This window comes from Bacillus sp. LSHTCR4 (assembly GCF_057197025.1).
This window is the reverse complement of record NZ_JBXUNO010000002.1, coordinates 148,875-164,583: the sequence shown is the minus strand read 5'-3', so window position 1 is coordinate 164,583 and position 15,709 is coordinate 148,875. Positions and strand designations below refer to the sequence as shown.

Annotated in this window: 18 protein-coding genes; 4 read left to right on the top strand and 14 right to left on the bottom strand. The window is 42.0% G+C overall.

Annotated features, from left to right (window positions below):
- The first annotated feature begins 50 nt into the window (after positions 1-50).
- Complete coding sequence (locus AC2CGR_RS14480) at positions 51-1,484, top strand: MDR family MFS transporter (RefSeq protein ID WP_087968347.1); 1,434 nt, start codon at positions 51-53, stop codon at positions 1,482-1,484.
- 35 nt (positions 1,485-1,519) lie between these two features.
- On the opposite strand, the gene AC2CGR_RS14475 is transcribed toward AC2CGR_RS14480, so the two are convergent.
- Both AC2CGR_RS14475 and AC2CGR_RS14470 read right to left on the bottom strand, forming a co-directional pair.
- Positions 1,520-1,843, bottom strand: a complete 324-nt coding sequence (locus AC2CGR_RS14475; protein ID WP_000098837.1) for an ArsR/SmtB family transcription factor — start codon at positions 1,841-1,843, stop codon at positions 1,520-1,522.
- Positions 1,844-2,275, bottom strand: coding sequence for an SRPBCC family protein (locus AC2CGR_RS14470; protein WP_000437670.1), 432 nt, complete (start codon positions 2,273-2,275; stop codon positions 1,844-1,846).
- A gap of 424 nt (positions 2,276-2,699) precedes the next feature.
- Between AC2CGR_RS14470 and AC2CGR_RS14465 the strand changes: the two genes are divergently transcribed.
- On the top strand, positions 2,700-2,927 hold the full coding sequence (locus tag AC2CGR_RS14465) for a DUF3973 domain-containing protein (RefSeq protein ID WP_000498979.1): 228 nt from the start codon (positions 2,700-2,702) through the stop codon (positions 2,925-2,927).
- Positions 2,928-2,961: 34 nt separating this feature from the next.
- Here the strand turns inward: AC2CGR_RS14465 and AC2CGR_RS14460 are convergent, their stop codons facing one another.
- The gene (locus AC2CGR_RS14460; protein ID WP_000621751.1) at positions 2,962-3,144 is read right to left on the bottom strand and encodes a sporulation protein Cse60; all 183 of its coding nucleotides are present in this window, start codon (positions 3,142-3,144) and stop codon (positions 2,962-2,964) included.
- 1 nt (position 3,145) lies between these two features.
- Positions 3,146-3,382 carry a DUF2553 family protein gene (locus tag AC2CGR_RS14455; RefSeq protein WP_000533799.1) on the bottom strand — a complete coding sequence of 79 codons (237 nt, stop codon included), beginning with the start codon at positions 3,380-3,382 and terminating at the stop codon, positions 3,146-3,148.
- A 255-nt stretch (positions 3,383-3,637) separates the two neighbouring features.
- Here AC2CGR_RS14455 and AC2CGR_RS14450 point away from each other — a divergent pair, with 255 nt between their 5' ends.
- A complete protein-coding gene (locus AC2CGR_RS14450; protein WP_001993652.1) occupies positions 3,638-4,132 on the top strand; it encodes a CarD family transcriptional regulator in 495 nt (164 codons plus the stop codon).
- Positions 4,133-4,204: 72 nt separating this feature from the next.
- On the opposite strand, the gene AC2CGR_RS14445 is transcribed toward AC2CGR_RS14450, so the two are convergent.
- From AC2CGR_RS14445 to moeA, 7 genes are all read right to left on the bottom strand, one after another.
- Positions 4,205-4,990, bottom strand: coding sequence for a glucose 1-dehydrogenase (locus AC2CGR_RS14445; protein WP_000286684.1), 786 nt, complete (start codon positions 4,988-4,990; stop codon positions 4,205-4,207).
- Between the two features lie 13 nt (positions 4,991-5,003).
- Positions 5,004-5,861 (bottom strand): glucose uptake protein GlcU, encoded by an 858-nt coding sequence (gene glcU / locus AC2CGR_RS14440; RefSeq protein ID WP_000350872.1) that lies wholly within the window; start codon positions 5,859-5,861, stop codon positions 5,004-5,006.
- 36 nt (positions 5,862-5,897) lie between these two features.
- Positions 5,898-6,317, bottom strand: a complete 420-nt coding sequence (locus AC2CGR_RS14435) for a DUF3888 domain-containing protein (protein ID WP_087968346.1) — start codon at positions 6,315-6,317, stop codon at positions 5,898-5,900.
- Between the two features lie 93 nt (positions 6,318-6,410).
- Positions 6,411-6,644 (bottom strand): molybdopterin converting factor subunit 1, encoded by a 234-nt coding sequence (gene moaD / locus AC2CGR_RS14430; RefSeq protein WP_000621786.1) that lies wholly within the window; start codon positions 6,642-6,644, stop codon positions 6,411-6,413.
- A gap of 2 nt (positions 6,645-6,646) precedes the next feature.
- The gene (gene moaE / locus AC2CGR_RS14425) at positions 6,647-7,111 is read right to left on the bottom strand and encodes a molybdopterin synthase catalytic subunit MoaE (protein WP_000185941.1); all 465 of its coding nucleotides are present in this window, start codon (positions 7,109-7,111) and stop codon (positions 6,647-6,649) included.
- Positions 7,108-7,623, bottom strand: coding sequence for a molybdopterin-guanine dinucleotide biosynthesis protein B (gene mobB, locus AC2CGR_RS14420; RefSeq protein WP_131100879.1), 516 nt, complete (start codon positions 7,621-7,623; stop codon positions 7,108-7,110). The genes moaE and mobB overlap by 4 nt, the downstream gene beginning before the upstream one ends.
- Positions 7,593-8,882 carry a molybdopterin molybdotransferase MoeA gene (moeA, locus tag AC2CGR_RS14415; RefSeq protein WP_131100881.1) on the bottom strand — a complete coding sequence of 430 codons (1,290 nt, stop codon included), beginning with the start codon at positions 8,880-8,882 and terminating at the stop codon, positions 7,593-7,595. The genes mobB and moeA overlap by 31 nt, the downstream gene beginning before the upstream one ends.
- 83 nt (positions 8,883-8,965) lie before the next feature.
- On the opposite strand from moeA, the gene moaC reads away from it, so the two are divergent.
- A complete protein-coding gene (moaC, locus tag AC2CGR_RS14410) occupies positions 8,966-9,451 on the top strand; it encodes a cyclic pyranopterin monophosphate synthase MoaC (RefSeq protein WP_484480952.1) in 486 nt (161 codons plus the stop codon).
- 38 nt (positions 9,452-9,489) lie between these two features.
- Here the strand turns inward: moaC and AC2CGR_RS14405 are convergent, their stop codons facing one another.
- The 3 genes from AC2CGR_RS14405 to AC2CGR_RS14395 form a co-directional block, all read right to left on the bottom strand.
- A complete protein-coding gene (locus AC2CGR_RS14405; protein ID WP_087968342.1) occupies positions 9,490-10,503 on the bottom strand; it encodes a molybdopterin-synthase adenylyltransferase MoeB in 1,014 nt (337 codons plus the stop codon).
- A gap of 16 nt (positions 10,504-10,519) precedes the next feature.
- Positions 10,520-11,533 carry a GTP 3',8-cyclase MoaA gene (gene moaA / locus AC2CGR_RS14400; RefSeq protein ID WP_087968341.1) on the bottom strand — a complete coding sequence of 338 codons (1,014 nt, stop codon included), beginning with the start codon at positions 11,531-11,533 and terminating at the stop codon, positions 10,520-10,522.
- 173 nt (positions 11,534-11,706) lie between these two features.
- Positions 11,707-15,564, bottom strand: coding sequence for a BclA-related collagen-like exosporium protein (locus AC2CGR_RS14395; protein WP_484481073.1), 3,858 nt, complete (start codon positions 15,562-15,564; stop codon positions 11,707-11,709).
- Positions 15,565-15,709: the final 145 nt, after the last annotated feature.

Sequence of the window (15,709 nt, the reverse complement as noted above, 5' to 3'; positions counted from 1 at the left end):
CTTTATATTTTATATTGTTGAATATTTGAAAAAGGGTAAGGGGAAAACATATGAGAAAAAAAGTCATGATGTCTTTAATGCTAATGACGTTTCTTTCTGCGGTAGAAGGAACGATTGTTAGTACAGCAATCCCTCGTATAACGAGTGATTTGTCAGGCGTTGAACTTGTTAGCTGGGTTTACGCAATTTACATGCTTGCCACAGCAGTTTCAACTCCAATATACGGAAAGCTCGCTGATTTATTCGGCCGTAAAAAAGTTTTACTCATTGGAGCTACAATCTTTTTAGTCGGTTCTGCACTTTGCGGCGTCGTTACATCGATGGAACAATTGATCTTCTTCCGCGCACTTCAAGGTATCGGTGCTGGTGCTGTTATGCCGATCACAATGACGATTATTGGAGACTTATATAGCGAAGCGAAAGACCGCGCGAAAGCACAAGGCTGGATGAGTGCCGTTTGGGGTGTATCCGGTGTTATCGGACCGTTAGTAGGTGGATTTTTAGTTGATTCTCTTTCTTGGCGTTATATTTTCTTCTTAAACGTTCCATTTGGAATTATCGCCTGCTTAATGATTGCCATTTACTACAAAGAATCTATTAAGCCTGCTAAACACCATATCGACTATCTTGGTGCAACAGTCTTCTCATTAAGTACGATTGCTCTACTATACGCGTTATTAACAGGTAGCAGTAAGCAAAACTGGGGAGACATAACAATTATTGGCCTATTAATCTTCGCCGTCGTTTCATTCATTATTTTCTTATTCATCGAGAAAAAATCTCCGGAACCATTAATTCCGCTAACACTTTTCTCTAACCGTACATTATCTACGATAAATATATTAACACTTATTGCTGGTGCAATGATTATTAGTATTACGATGTACCTTCCAATTTGGAGCCAAGGTGTACTAGGAAAAAATGCGACTGAAGCTGGACTTATTTTAATGCCAATCCCTGTTATGTGGACGTTTGGCGCTATTTTCTCTGGTAACTTAGTAGGAAAATTAAAAACGAAACAAATCATTTTACTTGGAGCTAGCATTTTATCAGTGGCTACGTTCTTATTATTTACATTATCAACACATTCACCATCGTTCCTTATTTATGTAGCAGTCGGATTATTCGGCTTAGGTATGGGGCTTGTAACACCGATTTACATGGTAACAATTCAAGCAGCCGTACCAGCTCATACACGCGGAACAGCCGTTGGTTTAAACACATTTATTAATACATTTAGTCAAACATTAGGTGCTGCAATATTCGGCACAATCTTCAATACGATGATTCACGCACGTGGTATTAAAAACCTTGATCTTGTATCTGGCGGACATGGAGGTACTACAACAAACGTAGTAACTGAATCGCAATCCGCATTAGCATCAAGTGTACACGTCATTTATATGAGCACTTTCGTATTAGCAGTATGTACATTAATTATCGCTTGGCTTTTATTGAAGCCAGCTACACAAACAAGTGAGTAATAATAAAGAGGATGACCATTTCGGTCATCCTCTTTTTACTCTTCATTCTCCACAATATGTTTCAGCATGGACAATTTATTATCCCAAAAACGTTCATAATACGAGAGCCACTGTTGTAATTCCTCTAATGGTTCTGGATGCAAGCGATATATCTTCTCTCTTCCGCTTTTTCTTCCACTTACTAAATTCGCTTCTGAAAGAATATGAAGGTGCTTTACAACCGCAGTACGACTCATCGGAAAATGATCCGTTATTTTGGAAATCGGTAACTCTTTATCACTTAATAACCGTATTACTTCTCGGCGGGTTGGATCAGCAATTGCTTGAAATACATCATATTTCGCTGCCGATGAGGACACTTAGCCTTCGACAACCTTTTTCAGTTTTTCATTTACAATCGCTACCCAGCCTCCGCTCATTCTGTCGCGAATAATAGAACTCTTCGCATTCGCTTTCGGAAGAATTTCATCAGGATGTTTCCAGCCACCGTGAATTAACGTAAATTCTGTTTTATTATCTCCTAGGTCTTTCAGATGAAATGAAACAACCCAGCCATCTGTATCCCATGAGAAAGATAGGTAATTTGGCTCATCGATTTCTAACACTTTACATGGTGATGGTCCAAATGGTGATTGCACATGAAATTCATGTCCTACCTCTAGTACGAAATCATTTGGCATAAACCATGAAGCAATCCCTTCTGCAGTTGATACTACATTCCACACCTTTTGAATAGACGCGTTAAAAACGATTGTTTGTTTAATATCAGTTAACGTATGTTGTTGTTCCATTTTCAATCTCCTTTATTCGGTAATCAAATATAACACCTTTTGGTTATACTTTGATAATATAACACCTTTTAGTTTCATGTCAACACTAACTCTTTTTTACTGTTGAGAAATTCTCAACATTTTTTCAACAGGACAAACACCCTCTGAGTATTCCCTCATAATATACTCACAAAGGCAACAAAAAATAAAAACTTCTCTCAACATGAAACTCCATCATTCATCTTGAAAGAAGCGCCTTACGTATATCATGCGTATTTCGTCTCTCCTCCTTCCCTCAGGGACACTACGCGAGATATAAAAAATCAGAAGGAATATGCCCACCATTTGAGTAGGTAGTTATTTCTCTTCTCCTCAACATTTCCTTAGGAGCGAAATGACTACCAACTCACTTTTTTCAAACAAAAATATAAAGGGGATGAAAGCTATGTTCTATTGCATTAACTGCTCTGACATTCACCATGAAAAACATCCGAATGATAAAGTATTCAAAAACGGTTTTTATATTGATCCATTTTTAGGTGATCGTTATCACCTTGGTATGTGTAAAGATGCTCAAAACCATGAAACAGCGGAGCCTCTTTTAACGACAAAGAAATTAGGCACAACCCAATCTATTATGAACGTATTACCGACACATGTTGTCCCAACATAAAGCATAAAAAAGAGCTGGCTCACCCAGCTCTTTTTTATGCTTTATAAACGATCATTGCTGAAAAACAATAAATTTGGTTTTCGTCATCATTAATAGAAACACCAACTTGGTACTTAATATCTACAAAGTTACTATCATCAATCTTTTTCAAAAAAACATTTACAGCATCTTCTAAATCTTTTTCGTGACTTTCATCAAACACTTTCACACGAATCATGTTAACACCATCCTAGATCGCAGCCCTCCGCCGCTTGATTATTGCCACGGTGCGTATCTATGATGCGATAAAACTTTCCGTCTTCATATATATATCCGTCTTCTAACACATATTCTTTACCTTCAGTATAGACATAAAACTTACCTATCATAAATTTACTCGTATATAATTCCAAATAATCTGGTCTAAATTTAGCTACAACTTTATTTGTAATATCAATTTTTATTGTGCGCCCCACCTTCTCTCCCTCCTTTGCAAAGAACGGATTTAGGTATATTGTATTAGCGATTTTACATTTTATGCTTAAAAATAAGTGGATATGCCTCCTTTCTCCACCTGTACTATTTTTCTAAAAAAATCACCCATAAATAAAAGCAAAAAAAATATATATAAAAAGAGCTTTTACTTATTGACTCAAATATAATTATTATGGTATTATATAAAATTTGACATTTCCATTCAATTATGCTATCATTAAAGATGGTTACCACATATGGAGGTGGATGATTTGTTTCAAATTGGTGATAAAATCGTTTATCCAATGAACGGCGCAGGAGTCATCGAAGCCATTGAAGAGAAAGAAATCTTAGGAACAACACGTCAATATTGTGTGATACGTATCATTAGTAAAGATATGCAAGTAATGCTTCCGATGGATCAATTACAAAAATCAGGTATTCGTTATATCGTAGATAAAGGTACATTAGATGATATACTTCTTGAATTTCAAAACGGGGAATCAGATACATCACTTTCCTGGAAACAAAGATATACAATGAATATGGAAAAAATGAAAAACGGCAATCTGCAAGATAGTGCAGAAGTTGTTCGGGATTTACTTCGCCGCAATAAAGAGAGAGCTTTAAATGCGAGCGAAAAACAAATGCTAGATAACGCCCGAAAAATGATGATTAGTGAAGTCGCACTCGTGCAAAATGTTTCTGAACATCAGGCAACAGAATATCTTCAAGATACAATTAATCACTAAATTTAAAATAGCTAGCCGCTATTTTTTTTTGTAAAAAAAGGACGAAGAGCATTATTTCTTCGTCCTTTTCTATTACCCACGCCCAGCTTGAAACGATGGATATAACGTCATTCCACCATCTGCAAATAGCGTAATTCCAGTTACATAACTCGCCTCTGAAGAAGCGAGCCAAGTTGCTACTGCTGCAATTTCTTCTGGTTTTCCAATGTAGCCCATCGGTATCATACTTTCTACGTCAGCACGTTTTTTAGGATCAGCAAACTTCTCTGCATTGATCGGCGTATTAATTGCACCTGGCCCTATATTATTTACTCGAATACCTTTTGGTGCATATTCTAACGCTAACGTTTCTGTCATCAGTTTAATACCACCCTTACTTGCTGCATAGTGCACAAATAATGGCCACGGAATTTTCTCATGAACACTCGACATATTAATGACAGATCCTTTAATATCATGTTCTACAAAATATTTGATCGCTTCACGGCTTCCTAAAAAAGCACCTGTTAAATTTGTGTTAATTACCCGATTCCAATCTTCAAGCGGCATTTCATGTGATGGTACTGCATTTTCTATCCCTGCATTATTAATCATAACGTCAAGCGTACCAAACTCTTTCACAGCAGATTGAATGAGATTCGCCACATCTGATTCGACCGTCACATCACCTTTTACAGCAATCGCTTCTCCGCCTACCTTTTTAATTTCTTCTAACACATCATTCGCTTCTGACTCCCGTGAGCGATAGTTAATCACTACCTTTGCTTTCTCCGCAGCAAACCTTACTCCCATTGCTCTTCCAAGACCACTTGCTGATCCTGTAATAACGACAACCTTTCCTTCTAAATCACTATACATTCCCATACCTCCTTTAACTTTTTGCTATACCTAACATAATTCCGGCTGCAATAATAAAAATGATACCGACAACAATCCCTGTTAATTGGCGTTTCGTTTTTCTTTCACCTAATATAAGAATCCCGCCAAGCGTCGAAATAATAATTCCCATTTGCGATAGCGAGAAACTTGTTGCCACTCCAACACGCGGCTGTGAAATGAATAAAAACATATTTCCGGCTGCCCAAATTAATCCTGGAATAATATTTCGTATTGCATATTTATTAAATGGATGATGTTTAAAAGTAAGCAAAATCCCCCCTAACACCATACCAACTGCTTGTGGCAACAAAGCTGACCAACCATCTACTTTAAATAGTCTAATCACTACTACATAAACTAAATAACCGACTGTTGAAATCAATAAAATGATAATACCCTTTTTAAAATTCCCCGCTTGCTCTGCACTCTTTTCTTCTTCACTTTGAAGCGATGTTAAAATAACACCGATAATAATACAAACGAGAGCCAAAACACCAAGGACAACTGATATTGTCGTGGACCACTCATGAAATACGATGACTCCAAATAAAGTCGTCGCAACTAATTGAAGTCCTGTTGAAATCGGCATCGTCCTCGAAACGCCCATTAAATCAATACTTTTTAATTGATTCGCCTGACCAAGCGCCCAAAATAAACCTGACACAATACCAACTCCGATAACAGTAGGAGTCAATACTGGTTTCATAAAAATATAAACAACAATCGAGAAAATAAGCGCGCCAAGCGTTGTTCCGAGTGTTTGACTATACGGTCCCCCGCCCAGTTTTACGTTAAATAGCACAATACTTCCCCAAAATATAGCTGGTAAAATCGCTAAAAATATATCCATCGCTCATTACCTTTCTTTACTAAATGTCATAGATTATCACTCTGAATCAGTAGAGTGAGCTTTTATTTTTTCTTTTTCCCTTTCACAAATCTTTTCTGCAATAGCACCAGAAACATTCTTTTCACGCTCCACTTTCTTTATCTTTACGTGATCTAAATAATCTTCCAAAGTAAGCGTAACTTTATCATTCGGCGGATTATGTGCTCCTTGAAATGTAAGGAATTGTAGCGTCACTTCATATCTAGGAACGAACTCACCATTCTTGCCGAGACGCTTTATATTTATAACTGAAGCACATTCATATTGATCTTCTGTCACTTGTCTAATAACTGGATAGTACCTATTCGATAATGCACTCTCTAAAAGTTGTTCTCTTGATTCTTTCGCGAAAGAATCACTTGGAGAAGAGAAAAAGGCCGCACCTAGCATTGTCATAACTACACATATTTTTTTCATAATTCCCTCCTTGTTCTATAGATTAGTGTTCTCAAAACTGCCATAAAAAAACGACTTTCCCTATATAGGAAAGTCGTTTTAATGAATCCAATATTAACCACCGCTCACTGGTGGGATTAGTGCAACAACATCACCAGATTGAATCGTATCATCTTCATTTGCATATTCTTCATTAATCGCAACCATAATTGGTGCCAATACTGGCACATTATATTCAGTTGCAACAATATCTTTTAACTCTGCAACCGTAATATTTTCTTTCTCTATTTGTAATTCACTTCTTCCTGCTTCTTCTTGCAAGTTTGCAAATAACAATACTCGAATCATACTTATAGCTCCTTTCCAGGCTCTCCCGCCGGATATGGCGTTTTTTCTAATTGATCGCCAATCCAAGAGTCTCCATCTTCCCAAAACTCCTTTTTCCAAATCGGAACAATTTGTTTTATGCGTTCCATAATATATTCATTTGCTTCATAAGCCGCTTTACGATGCGGCGTTGAAACAGCAACAACAACCGCGATATCAGAAATTTGCAGTGTACCGATGCGATGTGTAATCGCAACGTGTGTACCTGGCCATTTCTCTTTCACTTCTGATCCGATTTTCTCTAGCATCTTTTCTGCCATCGTTTTATAAGCGACATATTCTAAGTATAATGTACGACGCCCTTTCGTAAACTCTCTAACCGTTCCAATAAATGTTGTAACAGCACCACATTCGCGGCGAATAACCTTATTCGCTACCTCTTCAATTGAAATTTCAGTATCAATTACTTCATAATACGTATTTGTCATTTCGCACTCCTTACCGTTTGTAAAAACCAGTCTATGTACAATTCTTCTTCTGTTATATGAAATACTTTATATTCTTCTCGTAAGTTTGCGGGAGCATCATACCACGTAATAACTGCTACTATATTCTCTACTTTATGTAAAAGTTCAACGTCTTCTTCAGAACGAAGTAACACCACTTTTGGATAGCTCTCTTTTTTATAGCCCTCAATTAAAATTGTATCCACTTCAAAAAACTCGTATAAGCGGATAATTTCTTGCAAGGACCAGTCTTCTCTTAATGACGACAATGAAAGTAATCCAGCGCCTTCTACACTACTTACGACAGCACCGGCCTTTCTATGCCTTTCACTATCTTTTTGCGCTACTTCTGGAAAACCTCCGTGTCCGTGATGTTTAATGGTAGCAACTTTCATTTTCCGTTCAGCTAATGCATGCACAATTTTCTCTACAAGTGTTGTTTTCCCGCTATTTTGATACCCTACTATTTGTAAGATTGAAGGGGCTTTGCCCATGGCCAATCACATCCCTCAGCGTGCTCTAACAATAATACAGACACTTTCATCCCTGCCTCAAAGCCTCTCGTTCCTCCAGGCAACACAATAAAAGCATTCGCATCTGCAAGTGAAGATACCGCACTCGATTTATCTAAACCGACCGGCATCGCTTGTAATGCCCCGTCCACGATTGTCACCTTTGCTCTTACAAAACGAGTAAACGGATTCGGCTTTGGAAAATCTTTTTGTAAAATAGCATCTGCTCTATATACATGAGGTTCTTTCGCATACAAATATGTTTTTATAACCGGATACACAAATAGCTCAAATCCTACGTAACAAGCTGACGGATTCCCTGATAAACCGAAAAGTAACTTTCCATCAACTTCAGCTACGGTCGTTACACTTCCTGGTCTCATCGCTATTTTATTAAAGAGTACATTCGCTTGTAATCTTTCATAAATAGCCGGCAAGTAGTCATAATCTCCTACCGACACACCGCCTGTCGTAATTAAAATATCAACTTCATCCATCGCTGATTGAACGGCTGTAAAACATGCATCTAACTCGTCGGCAAGTTGACCATAATACCGTACTTTACCTCCAGCTTTCATAATTTGAGCAGCAATCATATAAGAGTTACTATTTCTAATTTTCCCCGGCTGTAACAACTCATGTACTTCTAACAATTCACTTCCTGTTGTTACAATACCAACAACAGGCTGTTTTACAACTTTCACAGTGCTATATCCAAACGTCGCTAATAAAGCCGCAACACCTGGATTAATTGCAACACCTTTCTGAACGAGAACTTGATTTTGTTTTATATCTTCCCCTTTACATGACACATTGTCGCCACTATGAAAAGGACGCTTTAACTTCATATATGTTTTTCCGTTCTTCTCAAAACCTTCCGTCAGTTCTAGCATTACGACTGCATTACAATCCGCTGGAATAGCTGCTCCTGTCATAATACGAACCGCCTGAAAAGATCCTACTTTTTCTGTAAAAACAGACCCCGCCCCGATTTCTCCTATTACTTCAAACTCAATTGCATTCTCTTGATTTGCTTCTTCCGTATCTTCTGCTCGAATGGCGAAACCATCGTAAGGAGAACGATCAAAATGAGGAACGTCATGATCAGAGACAACATCCTCCCCAAGAATTCTCCCGTAACTTTCCGTAATAGAAACCTCTTCTACTTTACCAATTTTCGCATATTCCATTACTCTCTCTACTGCCTCAGCAACTTGAATCGGAATTCGTTTTTCTACCATCGTTTCTCACCCCATATTTGCAATTTTTTTTATCTCGATTAAACTTTATATATTAAATAGAAATTACTTCAAGGAGGAATTCCATGTCTTCATTCACACACTTTAATGACCAAGGACGCGCGAAAATGGTTGATATAAGCGACAAAAAAGCAACCGTTCGAACAGCAATTGCGTGCTCTAGCATTGTCGTTACAAAAGAAATTCACGATAAAATCTCTCATAATGAAATTGGGAAAGGTGACGTATTAGCAGTTGCACAAATCGCTGGTATTATGGCTGCGAAACGCACTTCTGATATTATCCCAATGTGCCATCCTTTATTATTAAAAGGTGTTGACGTTTCTTTCAATTGGAAACAATCCGATGAACAATATCGATTACTGATTGAAGTAAAAGTTAAAACAGAAGGTAGCACCGGTGTTGAAATGGAAGCTTTAACAGCTGCTTCCGCTACCGCTCTTACCGTGTACGATATGTGTAAAGCTGTTAATAAAGGTATGATTATTGGTGAAACGTACTTACTTGAAAAAACAGGTGGAAAAAGTGGAGATTATGCGAGAAAGTCTTAATCTTCTCCCTGTTGAACCTAAAGGGTTTCCCTTTAGGTTCAACCTATATATCTTGCATATAAACGTTTTGCTACATTTATATCATTCGTCCCATGAATAAACGCCCTACCATCTGTAAATAAAACAAAACGAAATTCCTCTACTAGAAACGATACTAAATACGGAGTAGCCTTTACATCGACACTTCTTTGTAAGCGCTTTTTAATTTCTTCTAAATTAAATTCATTCCGCACACCTGGACGGATTTGTACTGTATTTCGTCCACATAACACTTCTGTTTTCGTTTGTGCTTCAAATGTTAAACTCGGATATGTACGTAATCTCCCGCAAGATAAACATGTGTCTTTTTTCTGTCTATTCACTTTAAATGCCATCTGTTGATTATTCCAAAGATCAAACGATAACATCGTTTCGCGAAGCGCCCCATAGTCTTCTACTAATATTTTCAGCGCTTCCGTTATTTGATGCGCAACTACTAATTGTACTGCCGGCTGTATAATACCAGCCGTATCACATGTTGCTCCGCTCGCCGGATGCTCCATTAAACAGCGAAAACACGGTGTTTTTCCTGGTAAAATTGTATATGTTACGCCATAGCTTCCGACGCAACCACCATATATCCACGGAATATTATACTTTTGTGAAATATCATTAATAAGCAGTCGCGTTTCAAAATTATCTGTCGCATCTAATATTAAATCTACACCATTCACTAGCTCTTCCATTTCTTGCACTGTTACATCAGTTACAACTGGATTTATTTCCACCTCAGAATTAATCGCTTTTAAATGCTCTGCCGCTGCTACCGCCTTCGGTTTATACTGTTGCGCGTCTTCTTCTGTATATAACTGTTGCCTTTGTAAATTGCTCCATTCTACATAATCACGATCCGCAATTGTTATTTTTCCAACACCTGCTCTAACAATCGCTTCTGCATTTGCCGCACCAAGAGCACCAGCACCAATAATAAGTACATGCTTCTCTCTAATTTTTCTCTGCCCTTCTTCTCCAACACCAGCAAATAATATTTGCCTTGAATATCGCTCCTGCATACGATAGCCCCCTTTCTTATCCTCCTATATAAGACATTTCAATTTTCGGACGATTTTTTGCACTTTCTTCTGTCCGTTCATCCGAATACCTATCTTTTCTATTCATCCATACATCTTGTATAACGCTTAATAACTCATCATCCGAAAGATTCCCTCTAAGAAGCTCCCTTATATCCAATCCTTCTGTCGCAAATAAGCAAGTATAAAACTTTCCATCTGCCGAAATTCTCGCTCTCGTACAAGAGGAACAAAATGATTCAGAAACAGAAGTAATAAAACCGACCTCAGTATTTGTTCCAACGTAGCGATATCGCTTCGCAACTTCACCGAAATAATGTGCTTCAGCTGGCTCAAGTGGATACACGCTATGAATCATCTCAATTAACTCCTGCTTTGTAACAACTTGATCAAAGTTCCATCCATTTGTACTACCAACATCCATAAACTCAATAAACCTAAGCGTGATTCCTTGCTCTTTAAAATATGCAGCCATCGGAAGCACTTGATGAGCGTTCATCCCTTTTTTTACAACCATGTTTACCTTTACATCAAGCTCGGCCTCTTTTGCAGCCATAATTCCCTTTATAACAGGTTTCGTATTAACATTTCGGCCATTAATGTCCTTAAATACATCGTCATCTATTGCATCTAAACTAACATTTACTCTATGTAATCCAGCTTCTTTTAATACTTTTGCTTGTTTCGTTAAATGAATCGCATTTGTCGTTAACCCTATATCTACTAACCCTTCAATTTTCACGAGACGTGCAATAAGTTTTGGTAAATCTTTACGAAGTAGTGGCTCGCCACCAGTAAGTCTAATTTTTCGTACACCGATGCTAACAAATAGTTTTGCTAAACGCTCAATTTCATCAAACGTCAGTAAAAACTCATCTTTCAAAAAAGCATAATCTGGCCCAAACACTTCCGCTGGCATACAATATGTACATCTAAAATTGCAACGATCAATGACAGATATACGCAAATCTTGAAGTGGGCGTCCAAAAAAATCTGTAATCATCTCCTGCATCGCCACCCTCCCTTTCTGCCAAATTTCTTTCTTTTCATTCTATTATAATATATTTTCGAACTGCGATGTTTTTGCTCATGTGAATAAAGTAAAACTTTCCTAATCAATGAGACTACATACAAATAAGGAGATAAAAAACCTTGAAGCATAAAAGCCCCAAGGTTTTCTTCTGATTAACTCAATCTAATAATCGTTAGAGTAGCTCCTGGCGTTGCCGTAGATAATGTAGCTACTGCAACTACTCCAAATAATTGTAAGCTAACAGCAGCTCCAGCAGGCAAGTTAGCAATGATTGTTGCACTAAATGAACCAGTAGCCACTGTCGGGGCGTTTATCGTTCCCGCAAGCGGACTGCCATTTACAGTTATACGAGAACTTACAACTAATCCTGCCGTTAAATTAATTGTATAAGCTATATAATAGTTTCCTGCATTCGCAACTGTAAATACAGTATTTCCACCACTAACGGTTATTCCTGGGCCAATATTTTGATTGTTCGGTAATGGTACGTTCGTACCACCTAATAAAACGGAAATAGCGGTTCCTGATGTATTATTCGCAAATGCATATGTTGCAGTTGTACTAACTCCAGTCGCCCCAGTCGCTCCAGTGGCTCCAGCTCCGGTTGGACCTGTATCTCCAGTTGGACCTTGTGAACCGGTTGCTCCTGTTACCCCCGTTGGACCTTGGATTCCTTGCGGGCCTTGAATTCCTTGGGGACCTATCGCTCCGGTTGCTCCTGTAGTTCCCGTTGGACCTTGAATTCCTTGCGGGCCTTGAATTCCTTGGGGGCCTTGAATTCCTTGGGGACCTGTCGCTCCGGTTGCTCCTGTTATCCCCGTTGGACCTTGAATTCCTTGCGGGCCTTGAATTCCTTGTGGGCCTTGAATTCCTTGGGGACCTGTCGCTCCGGTTGCTCCTGTAGCTCCCGTTGGACCTTGAATTCCTTGCGGGCCTTGAATTCCTTGGGGGCCTTGTGGGCCGGTCGGACCTATGTCACCTTGCGGACCTTGGATTCCCTGTGGACCTTGTGCTCCTGTTGCCCCCGTCGCTCCTTGGATTCCTTGCGGACCTTGTGGACCTTGAATTCCTTGCGGGCCGGTTGGACCTATGTCGCCTTGAACACCTTGAATTCCTTGCGAACCTTGTGCTCCTGTTGCCCCTGTTACTCCTTGGATTCCTTGCGGACCTTGAATACCCTGTGGACCGGTTGGACCTATCTCTCCTTGAACACCTTGGATTCCTTGCGGACCCTGTAAACCCGTCACTCCGGTTGCTCCCGTTGCTCCGGTCGCTCCTGTCACTCCAGTTGAACCTGTCGCCCCAGTATCTCCTGTTACTCCGGTCGCTCCTGTTGCTCCGGTCGGGCCAGGTGGCCCACCTGATGGACCTGTCACTCCCGCCGGACCTGATGGCCCCGTTGGACCGGTCGGTCCTGCTGGTCCTCCTGACGGGCCAGTCACCCCTGTTGGACCGGTTACTCCTGTTGGACCGGTAGTTCCTTCTCCCGTCGCTCCGGTTGCCCCCGTATCTCCTGTTGCTCCCGTCGGACCTTGGATTCCTTGAATTCCTTGTGGACCTTGCACTCCTTGTGCGCCCGTCGCTCCTTGAATTCCTTGTACTCCTTGCACCCCTTGTGGCCCCACCGGACCGGTTGGACCTATCTCTCCTTGTACTCCTTGCACTCCTTGGGGGCCCTCTGGACCTGTTGCTCCTATTTCCCCTTGTATCCCTTGAATTCCAGTTGCTCCTTGTGCTCCAGTTGCTCCCGTTATCCCTTGCACACCTTGTATTCCCTGAATTCCTTGTGGACCTTGTGGACCTGTTGCTCCTTGCACTCCTTGAATGCCTTGTATCCCCTGAGGACCCTCTGGACCTGTTGCTCCAACTGGCCCTTGAACACCTTGTATTCCTTGCGGACCCTGAAGTCCCTCTGGGCCTTCTGGACCGGTTGGACCTATCTCTCCTTGTATCCCTTGGATTCCAGTTGGACCTTGTGGCCCAGTCGGACCTATGTCACCTTGCTGACCTTGGATTCCCTGTGGGCCTTGTGCTCCTGTTCCCCCTGTCACTCCTTGGATTCCTTGAGAACCTTGTGGGCCTTGAATTCCTTGTGGGCCGGTTGGACCTATGTCGCCTTGTGGGCCTTGAATCCCTTGCGGACCTTGATCTCCTGTTGCCCCCGTTACTCCTTGAATTCCTTGCGGACCTTGAACACCTTGGGGACCCGTCGGACCTATCTCTCCTTGCACTCCTTGGATTCCTTGCGGACCTTGTAAACCCGTCACTCCGGTTGCTCCCGTTGCTCCGGTCGCTCCTGTCACTCCAGTTAAGCCTGTCGCCCCAGTATCTCCTGTTACTCCTGTCGCCCCGGTTGCTCCTGTCGGGCCAGGTGGTCCACCAGATGGACCTGTTACTCCCGCCGGACCTGATGGCCCCGTTGGGCCGGTCGGTCCTGCTGGTCCTCCAGATGGGCCTGTTACCCCTGTTGGACCTGTTACTCCTGTTGGGCCTGTAGTGCCTTCCCCTGTCGCCCCAGTTGCTCCCGTATCTCCTGTTGCCCCCGTCGGACCTTGGATTCCTTGAATTCCTTGTGGACCTTGCACTCCTTGTGCGCCCGTCGCTCCTTGAATTCCTTGTACTCCTTGCACTCCTTGTGGCCCCATCGGACCTGTTGGACCAATCCCCCCTTGAGCACCTTGCACTCCTTGGGGACCCTCTGGACCCGTTGCTCCTATTTCCCCTTGTATCCCTTGAATTCCAGTTGCTCCTTGTACTCCAGTTGCTCCCGTTATCCCTTGCACACCTTGTATTCCCTGTATTCCTTGTGGACCTTGTGGGCCTGTTGCTCCTTGCACTCCTTGAATACCTTGTATCCCCTGAGGACCCTCTGGACCCGTCGCTCCAACTGGCCCTGGCACACCTTGTATTCCTTGCGGGCCCTGAAGCCCCTCTGGGCCTTCTGGACCTGTTGGTCCTATCTCACCCATCGGACCTTGTATCCCTTGAACTCCCTGTGGGCCTGTTGCTCCTGATGGCCCTGGTACTCCTTGTATTCCTTGTGGACCTTGATCTCCGGTTGCTCCTGTTACACCTTGAGGCCCTATAACCCCCTGTATACCTTGTGGACCTTGATCCCCTGTTGCTCCCGTTGCTCCTTGAATACCCTGAACTCCTTGGATCCCTTGTTCACCGGTTACTCCCGTCGGACCAGGAATACCTTGAATTCCTTGCGGACCTTCTGGACCTGTTGGCCCAATTGGCCCTTGAATCCCTTGTATTCCTTGCAAGCCCTGTGCTCCCGTGCTTCCAGTCGGACCTGTACTTCCCGTTGCTCCTGTTACCCCTGTACTTCCTGTAGCTCCAGTATTTCCCGTTGCTCCGGTTGCTCCTGTACTTCCACTCGGTCCACCGCCCGGACCTGTCGCACCAGTCGGCCCCGTCGGACCAGGGGGTCCTCCTGATGGGCCAGTGATCCCTGTTGGACCGGTTACTCCCGTCGGACCTGTTATCCCCTGACCAGTCGCTCCGGTTACTCCTGTATTTCCACTCGGTCCTTGTGGTCCTTGTATCCCTTGTGCTCCTTGTATTCCTTGTGGACCGGTTGCTCCTGGTACTCCTTGCACTCCTTGAATTCCTTGAGATCCCTCAGGTCCTGTCGCTCCAATTGGCCCCTGTAATCCTTGTATTCCCTGTATTCCTTGTGCCCCAGTCGCTCCAGTTGGACCAATCGGCCCTTGTAACCCTTGCACTCCTTGAGATCCTGTCGCTCCAGTTTCTCCCTGTGGTCCTCTCAATCCTTGTGGCCCCTGCTGTCCTTCTGGTCCCGTTGCACCTATTGGTCCAACCGGTCCTTGTATACCTTGCACACCTTGAGGCCCTGTTGGCCCCCTTTCTCCCATCGGACCTTGAAATCCTCTTGGTCCTTGTGGGCCAGTCGGGCCTTGTGGACCGGTTGGACCAGTAATCCCAATACCAGGAAATCCCGTTGGAACGGGAGGAAAAGTGGGCCCAATAAGTTCTGGTGAAATTCTAAAATTAGGGTTTAACGAATGTTGTTGCCTTTTATTATCGCGCTCTCTCACACTTTCACCACCTACACACCATCTTTTTTACATTACAAACCTCTTCTTAATATGTATTTACAAAAATAATCTCAAAGACTATTTTTATTTT

Coding starts and splice junctions, on each gene's coding strand:
- AC2CGR_RS14480 (WP_087968347.1), top strand. CDS start 51: ATGAGAAAAAAAGTCATGATGTCTTTAATGCTAATGACGTTTCTTTCT.
- AC2CGR_RS14470 (WP_000437670.1), bottom strand. CDS start 2,275: ATGGAACAACAACATACGTTAACTGATATTAAACAAACAATCGTTTTT.
- AC2CGR_RS14465 (WP_000498979.1), top strand. CDS start 2,700: ATGTTCTATTGCATTAACTGCTCTGACATTCACCATGAAAAACATCCG.
- AC2CGR_RS14460 (WP_000621751.1), bottom strand. CDS start 3,144: ATGATTCGTGTGAAAGTGTTTGATGAAAGTCACGAAAAAGATTTAGAA.
- AC2CGR_RS14450 (WP_001993652.1), top strand. CDS start 3,638: ATGGAGGTGGATGATTTGTTTCAAATTGGTGATAAAATCGTTTATCCA.
- AC2CGR_RS14445 (WP_000286684.1), bottom strand. CDS start 4,990: ATGTATAGTGATTTAGAAGGAAAGGTTGTCGTTATTACAGGATCAGCA.
- glcU (WP_000350872.1), bottom strand. CDS start 5,861: ATGGATATATTTTTAGCGATTTTACCAGCTATATTTTGGGGAAGTATT.
- AC2CGR_RS14435 (WP_087968346.1), bottom strand. CDS start 6,317: ATGAAAAAAATATGTGTAGTTATGACAATGCTAGGTGCGGCCTTTTTC.
- moaD (WP_000621786.1), bottom strand. CDS start 6,644: ATGATTCGAGTATTGTTATTTGCAAACTTGCAAGAAGAAGCAGGAAGA.
- moaE (WP_000185941.1), bottom strand. CDS start 7,111: ATGACAAATACGTATTATGAAGTAATTGATACTGAAATTTCAATTGAA.
- mobB (WP_131100879.1), bottom strand. CDS start 7,623: ATGGGCAAAGCCCCTTCAATCTTACAAATAGTAGGGTATCAAAATAGC.
- moeA (WP_131100881.1), bottom strand. CDS start 8,882: ATGGTAGAAAAACGAATTCCGATTCAAGTTGCTGAGGCAGTAGAGAGA.
- moaC (WP_484480952.1), top strand. CDS start 8,966: ATGTCTTCATTCACACACTTTAATGACCAAGGACGCGCGAAAATGGTT.
- AC2CGR_RS14405 (WP_087968342.1), bottom strand. CDS start 10,503: ATGCAGGAGCGATATTCAAGGCAAATATTATTTGCTGGTGTTGGAGAA.
- moaA (WP_087968341.1), bottom strand. CDS start 11,533: ATGCAGGAGATGATTACAGATTTTTTTGGACGCCCACTTCAAGATTTG.